Origin of the sequence: Xenorhabdus sp. KK7.4 (genome assembly GCF_963876465.1) — a bacterium.
Taxonomy (GTDB): Bacteria; Pseudomonadota; Gammaproteobacteria; order Enterobacterales; family Enterobacteriaceae; genus Xenorhabdus; species Xenorhabdus stockiae.
Map to the genome: position 1 here is coordinate 94,627 of NZ_CAWNQF010000089.1, position 9,547 is coordinate 104,173.

A 9,547-nucleotide genomic window follows, 5' to 3' on the forward strand; every position below is an offset into this window, starting at 1 on the left:
TTTTATAAAAAACATATTTTGTAATTATTTCGTCTTTATGATAAAACACGCTGATTTTAACATTTGAGTGTTGTGTGATCTCTTTAGAGGTTGGAGATAACGACACTTTTAATTAACATAAAATCACCAAAAATATAACAGTATTGTTAATTTAAAATTAACAATTACAAATAATGTTAACGTGCTACAATTGATTTTGATATGTATCAACAAAAGTTGGTTTTTTTAGAGGGCAAATGCATTACTAGCTGTTATATTGCTGTTAATAGACTAATATAGCTCCTGTTCTGATTGGGTTTTTTAGGTATGTACCCTCAGGGAAAAGTAACAGGTGCTTTTAGCGTAAAACATATCAACAACATTTATTTTTTAGACATGAGCCGCGTTTTCTGTGATTCAGAACGAGAACAGAATATTTTCTATTAATAATAACGGCTTATGTCATATAGGTTCTATTTTTTTAGCGATTTTAGGTAGCAACTATGCAAACCCCGCACATTTTGATTGTTGAAGACGAAATTGTCACACGCAATACCCTGAAAAGCATTTTTGAAGCTGAAGGGTATGTTGTTTATGAAGCCACTGATGGCTCAGAAATGCACAATATTTTGTCAGATAACGATATCAACTTAGTGATTATGGATATCAATCTGCCAGGCAAAAACGGGTTACTTCTTGCCCGTGAATTACGTGAACAGGCGAATGTTGCCCTGATGTTTTTAACTGGGCGTGATAATGAGGTGGATAAGATACTTGGGCTTGAAATTGGTGCTGATGATTACATCACTAAGCCTTTCAACCCACGGGAGTTAACCATTCGGGCACGTAATCTGCTTTCCCGTACGATGAATCTGAGCCATGTAGGTGAAGAACGTCGTCAGGTTGAAAGCTACAGGTTCAATGGCTGGGAGCTGGATATCAACAGCCGTTCTCTGGTCAGCCCGATGGGAGATCATTATAAACTGCCACGCAGTGAATTCCGTGCGATGCTCCATTTCTGCGAGAATCCGGGGAAAATTCAGACTCGTGCAGAACTGTTGAAAAAAATGACCGGGCGTGAGCTGAAGCCACATGATCGTACTGTCGATGTGACTATCCGCCGGATCCGTAAACATTTTGAATCTACACCGGATACTCCGGAAATCATCGCTACCATTCATGGTGAAGGTTATCGTTTTTGTGGTGATTTAGAAGACTAATCGATACTACACCTGCCACTGATTTATTCTAAAAAATATCGTATTTGTAAAAATACCTTATCTTTTTAAAAGCCCTGAATACCTAATGGCATCAGGGCTTTTAATTTTATTGCTTATATTACCTTACTCTTTCCACGGCATAATCGGTACAGCACTGATGGCATTTTTTGGTGAGCCATCAATAACTTTATCGGAATAAGTTAGGTAGATCAGAGAATTACGTTTTGGGTCGAAGAAGCGAACAACCTGAAGCTTTTTAAATACCAGCGATGTTCTTTTCTGGAAAACAACCTGCCCTTTTTTCGGCGATTTAAGGATCTTTTCTGCTACTTCGATCGGGCCAACTTGTTGACAGGAGATTGCGGCATCAGAAGTATCTTCCGCTAATCCCAAGCCTCCTTTGATACCTCCTGTCTTCGCTCTGCTTAAATAGCAGGTCACATTTTTAACATCAGGATCATCAAAAGCTTCAATGACTATTTTGTTATCCGGGCCAAAAAATTTGAACACAGTATCGACAGAGCCTATCTCTTCGGCGTGCAGGATCGTTGGAGAACACAGCAGGACAACAGCAATCACTATTTTCTTAATTGTTACCATATTTAGTCCACTTGAATTAAATAAATGCAGTGAAAATATCCAGTATTAGCATATAATGCGAATTAATGATTTTTGTAACGTCATTTGATTAGTTTATGTATCTATAAAGAAAAACATGGCATTATAGCTAAATATACATGCAAAATGAGTAAACAAAAGGGCTTTAAGCTGGCCTTCATGATTTCCATAATTTTCTAAATACTGCGTGAAAATTCTTTCTTTATCGAAAGCCGCTGGAATCGAAGGTCAGATGGTTTTCATCTACTAATATAAACAGGTAGGAGACGATTATCTAATTATTGATCTTTTCATTTGTTGTAAAGGATCCTAAAGCTAAGCTTGCAAATGATCAGATTTACCATTAGTTTATTCCAAGATTTTTCTTGTTTAATTTAGTGTCTGATTTTTATCCGTTGTGATTATGTCATGGTGCTTTGTTTTATCACGCAAGAGAAAATGCCACTTCTTAGGAGTAGCAATAAAGTAACGTTTGTTTGGATAGCCACAATAGGTATTGCTGTCATGACAGGGAAAAGGACTGTGTTGTGAAAACGACGGTATGCCTGATGAAGTGAAAAATCAGGCAGTTAAAATCATCTTAGTGTTTGGAAATGATAGGTACTCATTATTAATTAATCTATATAGCATTTTCATCCTTAAATTTTTTTATAACAGTCAGTTATCTTACAGTTGTATGGTTTTCTTTTTGTCTTGATGAATTAGGGAGATGTATGGATCAAACCAACATCATTCGAGATCTGCTGCATTGGCTGGATAATAATCTGGATCGTCCTCTATCCCTCGATCATGTTGCAGCAAAAGCAGGTTATTCCAAGTGGCACTTACAGCGCATGTTTAAGGATGTTACAGGACAAGCGATTGGTTCTTATATCCGCGCCAGACGGCTGTCTAAAGCTGCTGTTGCGCTGCGTTTGACTAGTCGTCCCATTCTGGACATTGCTCTGCAATATCGTTTTGATTCTCAACAAACCTTTACCAGAGCATTCAAAAAACAGTTTAATCGGACGCCAGCCTCTTACCGCCGAAGTGAAGAGTGGTGTGCTAGCGGTCTTTGTGCTCCTATTATGTTGGATAACAAACCGTTACCTGAACATAAGTTTGTGATTCTGGAAGATCAGTTGCTGACGGGTATTGAGCACAGCTGTTCTTACACTCTGGAGCAATGGTCAAAAGCCTGTACGGAAATGCGCCACAATTACTGGATTGCCTATTTGCAACACGCGGAAGTCTTGCCGCCTAAATTGTATGGCTTGCATCACTCCACCGTCAGCGCGGAGCATGAAGATGAGCAGACAGTTTTCTATACCACGGCAATAGAGCCGGAGTATGCGACCTTTGACACCAAGGATAGCCAGCCGGTTGTTTTACCGGGTGGGGAGTACATTTCATTCAGTTATTTTGGTAAAGAAGATCAGCTCGATGAGTTTCTCTCCAATATCTACACTGTCTGTTTACCTCAATTAAATATTACCCGCAGAAAAGGGTATGATGTTGAGCGATACTATCTCACTAATCTTGAAAGGAAAAAATTGCAGGATGAGTCTCAAAGCCACGTTGTGGAATTTGAATATCTCATCCCGATTCAGCGCTAACCTTGCAGCTCATCTAGCGCGGGCATATCCAGATGTGTGATATCGCCCGCTGTTTCAACGATCCAGCCAGGGGCCAGCCATGGGCTATCCTGATAATCGACTCTTGAGATAGAACAGTTTCTCAGCCGTAAGCGCCGCTCGGAATTGGCCGGTAATCCTAAAATTGAACAGACCAGACTGACTAATGCCATCCCGTGGCTTACCAGTAAAGGGCGGCTTCCGGCTGGCAGGTCACGGCAACTTTCCAGTGCGGCACGCATCCGTTCGGATAACTCACTCATGGATTCGCCTTCTGGTATCCGCCCGTTTGGTGTGCCATCAACGAGACTTTTACGCCATGTTTCTTCTTCTTGGGTCAGGGAGTTCAGATCACGGTTTTCAAGAACACCCATGTTTATTTCCCGTAAACGAGGCTCTAATATCACTTCACAACCGCAAGCTTGTGCGATAATTTCTGCGGTTTGGCGTGTGCGACCGAGGTCACTAGTGATAACATGTGTGATGTTCTCTGATTTTACTTTTTGTGCTACCAAGAGTGCCTGACGTCGTCCGGTTTCAGTTAATGGGCTGTCAGATTGTCCCTGAATACGACGAGCCAAGTTCCATTCTGTTTCGCCATGACGAACAAGATATACCTGTAACATATTTATTTTCCGTTATACTGCATCATGAAATAGTTCAAAGGATTACTTATTTATTATGTACCATGTTATTGCTGCAACCACTAACCCTGCGAAAATAAAAGCGATTAGCCTTGCATTTGATGATGTTTTTGGAGCAGGAACATATCGTATAGAAGATGTCGATGTAGATAGCAGTGTTCCTCAACAGCCAATTGGTAATACTGAAACTCGTACCGGTGCCCGCCATCGGGTTATGGCTGCTCGTCAGGTTCGGCCGGAAGCCGATTTTTGGGTCGGTGTTGAAGCCGGAATCGAAGATGACATGACATTTGCCTGGATGGTTATTGAATATAAACAAATTCGGGGTGAATCGCGCTCTGCCAGCCTGATGCTGCCTGAAAAGGTACTGGAAGGCATTCGTGAAGGGCGTGAGCTTGGTCACGAAATGGCTTATTTGACCGGTGTTGATAATATCAAACAGAAAGGTGGGGCAATTGGCTTTTTTACCAATGGTATCCTGACTCGCACTAGTGTTTATCATCAGGCATTGATACTGGCTCTCGTTCCTATTCATCATGAAATTTACAAAGATATTGAATAACCAACTTTAATGATCCAGTCACAGAAGGCCATGATGTTATGGCCTCTGTATCTAATAATATAAAAATGCTCTTTTCTAACCGATTATTACCACAATAGATTTACTTCAATAATTGTGTTTCCAGCCATTCTTTGACGTGAGCTGGCGCTGATTTCAGGCTATTTGAACCACGCGTGATTGTTGCAATCCCAACACTAAGTTCGTTTTTCAGCTCGCGCTGGCTCATTTGCCCTCGCATTAATTCTTGAATAATCCGAACCCTGGTTGATAGTGCTGTACGCTCATCGGGTGTCAATAATAACTGCAAAATCTGATGTTGCAAATTTTGTTCGAATGCTGTTTGTAATAATTCTACAAAAGCAAACCAGTCATCACCCTCTTCTGGGGAAAGTGCAGGGTCAATCAAATGATTTTGTGTCATAATTTTTAGCCATACTATTTAACTAGTACAAAATAATACCATAATTGTATCTGAAATTAGTAACGTCTTTGCCATTCTGAGTCGGTTAAGACATTAACTAAATTTCCCATAAAATTATGGTAAAACATGTCATAAGCCAGAACATTTTTGACGTAGGCACGTGTTTCAGCAAATGGAATACTTTCGATGAATGCGATGGCATTGATGTTTCCCGCACTATTGGCCAGCCAGCGTTCAACATTTCTGGGGCCTGCATTATAAGCAGCACTGGCGAGTATGCGGTTATTGCCGAAATTCTGGTACACCGATTCCAGATATGCAGTGCCAATTTTGATATTCATGGTCGGGTTCATCAATTGGTTACTGCTGGCGTAGCCATCAATTTTTTTACTCTTTGCGGTATGTTCCGCTGTTGCTGGCATAAGTTGCATCAATCCGCTTGCCCCTTTTGGTGAGCGAGCCTGTGGATCCCACGCACTTTCCTGTCGTGCAATAGCCATGGCATAACTTTGTGAAATACTTTTATCTGAGGTGAAATGAGCAAATTCATTTTGCCATGCCAGAGGAAAACGCTCTTCAAGATGATCCCACATTTTGCCCACAATGGTAGCCTGCACACTGAGGGTAGGCCAGTTCTGTTCAAAAGCATAGCGGGCCAGTTGCTCTTTCTTTGTGCTGTTTTGTGCTGAAACGAGATTTATCCATTCTGAACGAGCCAGATCATCCATATGCCAATACATTAATTCACGTACCCGCTTAATCTGTGGCAATTTCGCAATAGAGGCGTCGGGCCTTTCTGATTTATTGATAACCAGAGGATAGGGCAGATGTAATTTCTGTGCTGCTACCATAGGGTAGAAACCACGCTGTTCCATCAGCTTACGTAGTATTAAGTCTCCTTCTTTTTTCTTTCCTGTATTCAACAAGGTGATGGCGCTCCAGTATTGCCATTCATCTTTTTGCAGGATATTTTTAGGTAAAAGATTTAACCATTTAGCTAACCCTTTTTCATCAGCATTCCTGAGTGCCAGACGGGCACGACGTTCGATTAATGTGCTGGAATGTGATTCACGAATTGCGTTATCCCGCCATTTTTCCTGTTCCGGTGTAATTTCTCCCATTAATTGCCAGGCCACGATATCTTTTAATTTCTGCCTTTCTGTTTCATTCATTTTTTGTGCCCGGGCGATGGAAGGAATACTGAGCCGGGCTTTTTCTGTATTTTTACGGGCAAAATGGGAAAATGCATTAGTGGCAAAGAAGCGGGTAAAGTTCGTTGGCTTTACCGTTCTGGCAAAATGTTCAACAGATGTGGGATCACTTTGCAGTTTTTGTAAATGAGCCTTTAAGCTATGGTAGTCGAAGGGCAGGCGATTAATAAGATAATTGGCAAGTGTCGTGTTATTCTCGTTTACGGCGAGTTCGATACGTTGCAATATTAAATTTACGGATAAATAGCCGGAACGCTCCCAGACGTCCAGTAAACTATCACAATCATCGGGTAACGAACTCCCTCGTAACCAAATTTCTCTGGCTCCTTCCCACGCCGTCTTGTGCTTTCCGGTTACCCAATTCGCAAAATAGTAATTGCAGCTTGCTGCTACGGTATTTGGTTTATGGGGGCTGAATGCCAGAAGGCTATGCCAGTTTCCGTTACTCGCCAGTAAATTGATATATCGGGATGACAGAGAATTAGCCGGTGGCAGGGTTGGGTGAGTGTCAATAAAATGGCGTACCTGCTGAGGAGATGTCATTTTTAGGTTATGAACTAATTGCCGATACTCAAGGTAAGGATACAGGGGATAATCCTTCAGTGTGGGCATCAACCGTTCAACTTCTTGCATGTTTTTCGCATCCCATGCGAGTTTTATTGCCTGATACCGCTCACGCTGGGCTTCCAGAGAATCAGCCTGTGCTATACCAACAACAGAAGCCAGACTGACAGCCATGATAAAATGCTGCCACTTATTTATAGTCACATACTCCTCCAGAAAATTGACGGCAACGAACAATACATTAATTGTTTTAATTATAATAATATTGAAGTGTTTTATCATACTAATGAATGTAAAAATTAGTGGTTTGATTGCAAGTTTAGGTAAGAAAAAAGATATGACTTAAATATTATTGCCATAATTGGTTATTAATTTATTTGATTCATAAAATACGTTAATTATTTCAATCAGATGATAAAATAGAAAAGCTGTATTTCAGCATTCTTAATTCCCAGTGAATTTCAAGAGACATCGCAGCGGCAAGGGAATGGTAAATTCCTCGGAAACGAATTTACTCAGTCAAAGAGCTGATTTCCGCTGAGGGCAGGAACTTCTTATTAATCTCTGGAAGAATAGATAAACATCTATTGATAAAAACGCAGGCTGGTATGAGTGAGGAAAGCCGGCACGAAACCAACGAAGAGGTAGCCCGGAAGATAAAGATCATTACCTTACCTCCGTTTGATCGTGTGAAAAGAATGCTAAACAGGTAGCAACACGACGGCATTAATTTAGGGTAGAATACGCCATCCTAGCCCCTTAAACGTCAATGAATATTATATATTTCCTTAATTATCAAAAAGGTACATTACTTTGGCTCAATATGTTTATAGTATGCACCGGGTTGGAAAAATTGTTCCCCCGAAAAGGCATATTCTGAAAAATATCTCTCTTAGTTTTTTCCCCGGAGCAAAAATCGGCGTTCTTGGTCTGAATGGTGCCGGTAAATCGACCTTACTGCGTATTATGGCGGGCATTGATAAAGATATTGAGGGAGAAGCTCGCCCACAGCCTGGGATTAAAATCGGCTATTTGCCACAGGAGCCTAAACTTAATCTTGAGCACACGGTTCGCGAAGCGGTAGAAGAAGCCGTTGGCGAAGTTAAGCATGCGCTGACACGTCTTGATGAAGTGTATGCGGCATATGCTGATCCTGATGCAGATTTTGACAAGCTGGCAAAAGAACAGGGTGAGCTGGAAGCGATTATCCAGTCTCATGATGGTCATAATCTGGATAATCAGCTTGAGAGAGCGGCGGATGCTCTGCGTTTACCTGCATGGGATGCTAAAATTGAGCACCTGTCAGGGGGGGAACGTCGCCGTGTTGCAATTTGTCGCCTGCTGCTGGAAAAACCAGACATGCTGCTGCTGGATGAACCAACCAACCACCTTGATGCAGAATCTGTGGCGTGGCTGGAACGCTTCCTGCACGATTATGAAGGCACTGTCGTTGCAATTACCCATGACCGTTACTTCCTCGATAATGTGGCTGGCTGGATTTTGGAACTTGACCGTGGTGAAGGTATTCCGTGGGAAGGTAACTACTCTTCATGGCTGGAGCAAAAAGATGCTCGTCTGGCGCAGGAAGCTGCTTCAGAAGCGGCTCGCCGTAAATCCATTGAGAAAGAACTGGAATGGGTTCGCCAGAATCCAAAAGGGCGTCAGGCTAAAGGTAAGGCACGTTTGGCCCGTTTTGAAGAACTTAACAATGTTGAGTATCAAAAGCGCAATGAAACCAGTGAGTTGTTTATTCCACCAGGCCCACGTCTGGGAGACAAAGTACTGGAAGTCAGCAACCTGACCAAATCTTATGGTGATCGTGTTCTGATCGACGACTTGAGTTTTTCTCTGCCAAAAGGCGCAATTGTCGGGATTATTGGTCCGAATGGTGCCGGTAAATCAACTCTGTTCCGTATGCTGTCCGGTCAGGAACAGCCTGATTCCGGTTCAATCGCGCTGGGTGAAACAGTAACACTGGCCTCTGTTGACCAGTTCCGCGATGCCATGGATGATAAGAAAACGGTATGGGAAGAAGTTTCCGGTGGGCAGGATATTATGCGCATTGGTAACTTTGAGCTCCCAAGCCGCGCCTATGTTGGCCGCTTTAACTTTAAGGGTGTGGATCAGGGCAAGCGCGTGGGTGAATTATCCGGTGGTGAGCGTGGACGTCTGCATTTGGCAAAACTTCTACAGGTTGGTGGCAACATGTTGCTGCTGGATGAACCAACCAATGATCTGGATATCGAAACACTGCGTGCGCTGGAAAATGCCCTGCTGGAATTCCCGGGCTGTGCGATGGTTATTTCCCATGACCGCTGGTTCCTTGACCGCATTGCAACGCACATTATCGATTATCAGGATGAAGGTAAAGTGACTTTCTTTGAAGGAAACTTTAGCGAATACGAAGATTATAAGAAGCGTACTCTGGGTGCTGAAGCACTGGAACCGCACCGTATTAAGTATAAAAAAATCAGTAAGTAAAACTGATTTCAGTGAAATAGAAAACGGCCTGATATCAGGCCGTCAGATTACTGACAAAGTGCTGGTTTTTTATCCGGCACTTTGATTTAATCAAATTCCGTTCACCCGACGGAGCTTGCCGCCATGTTAAGAATACCCCCTCCCCAGACTTTCCCGCCCGAAACACTCTCGCTCGATGCGCTTGTGCCTCAACATCATTTAGTCCGTCAAGTCGATGCCGCCCTGGATTTCGAA

Annotated in this window: 8 protein-coding genes; 4 read left to right on the top strand and 4 right to left on the bottom strand. The window is 42.4% G+C overall.

From position 1 onward, the window contains the following. Window positions 1-482 precede the first annotated feature (482 nt). On the top strand, window positions 483-1,199 hold the full coding sequence (gene arcA / locus AACS90_RS15905) for a two-component system response regulator ArcA (RefSeq protein WP_099120677.1): 717 nt from the start codon (window positions 483-485) through the stop codon (window positions 1,197-1,199). Window positions 1,200-1,322: 123 nt separating this feature from the next. Here arcA and creA read toward each other — a convergent pair whose 3' ends face one another. After that, window positions 1,323-1,799 carry a protein CreA gene (creA, locus tag AACS90_RS15910; protein ID WP_099120678.1) on the bottom strand — a complete coding sequence of 159 codons (477 nt, stop codon included), beginning with the start codon at window positions 1,797-1,799 and terminating at the stop codon, window positions 1,323-1,325. Between the two features lie 731 nt (window positions 1,800-2,530). Between creA and robA the strand changes: the two genes are divergently transcribed. Continuing rightward, on the top strand, window positions 2,531-3,412 hold the full coding sequence (gene robA / locus AACS90_RS15915; RefSeq protein WP_099108794.1) for an MDR efflux pump AcrAB transcriptional activator RobA: 882 nt from the start codon (window positions 2,531-2,533) through the stop codon (window positions 3,410-3,412). Here robA and gpmB read toward each other — a convergent pair. Beyond that, window positions 3,409-4,056 carry a 2,3-diphosphoglycerate-dependent phosphoglycerate mutase GpmB gene (gene gpmB / locus AACS90_RS15920; protein WP_099108793.1) on the bottom strand — a complete coding sequence of 216 codons (648 nt, stop codon included), beginning with the start codon at window positions 4,054-4,056 and terminating at the stop codon, window positions 3,409-3,411. The genes robA and gpmB overlap by 4 nt on opposite strands. A 55-nt stretch (window positions 4,057-4,111) precedes the next feature. Between gpmB and yjjX the strand changes: the two genes are divergently transcribed. After that, window positions 4,112-4,636, top strand: coding sequence for an inosine/xanthosine triphosphatase (yjjX, locus tag AACS90_RS15925; protein WP_099108792.1), 525 nt, complete (start codon window positions 4,112-4,114; stop codon window positions 4,634-4,636). Between the two features lie 100 nt (window positions 4,637-4,736). Here the strand turns inward: yjjX and trpR are convergent, their stop codons facing one another. Together trpR and sltY are read right to left on the bottom strand one after the other, a co-directional pair. Continuing rightward, a complete protein-coding gene (gene trpR / locus AACS90_RS15930) occupies window positions 4,737-5,057 on the bottom strand; it encodes a trp operon repressor (RefSeq protein WP_099108791.1) in 321 nt (106 codons plus the stop codon). A gap of 56 nt (window positions 5,058-5,113) precedes the next feature. Beyond that, a complete protein-coding gene (gene sltY / locus AACS90_RS15935; RefSeq protein WP_193757141.1) occupies window positions 5,114-7,030 on the bottom strand; it encodes a murein transglycosylase in 1,917 nt (638 codons plus the stop codon). Window positions 7,031-7,645: 615 nt separating this feature from the next. Here sltY and ettA point away from each other — a divergent pair. Then, window positions 7,646-9,313: an energy-dependent translational throttle protein EttA gene (gene ettA, locus AACS90_RS15940; protein WP_099120680.1), complete on the top strand. Its 1,668-nt coding sequence runs from the start codon at window positions 7,646-7,648 to the stop codon at window positions 9,311-9,313. Window positions 9,314-9,547 lie beyond the last annotated feature (234 nt).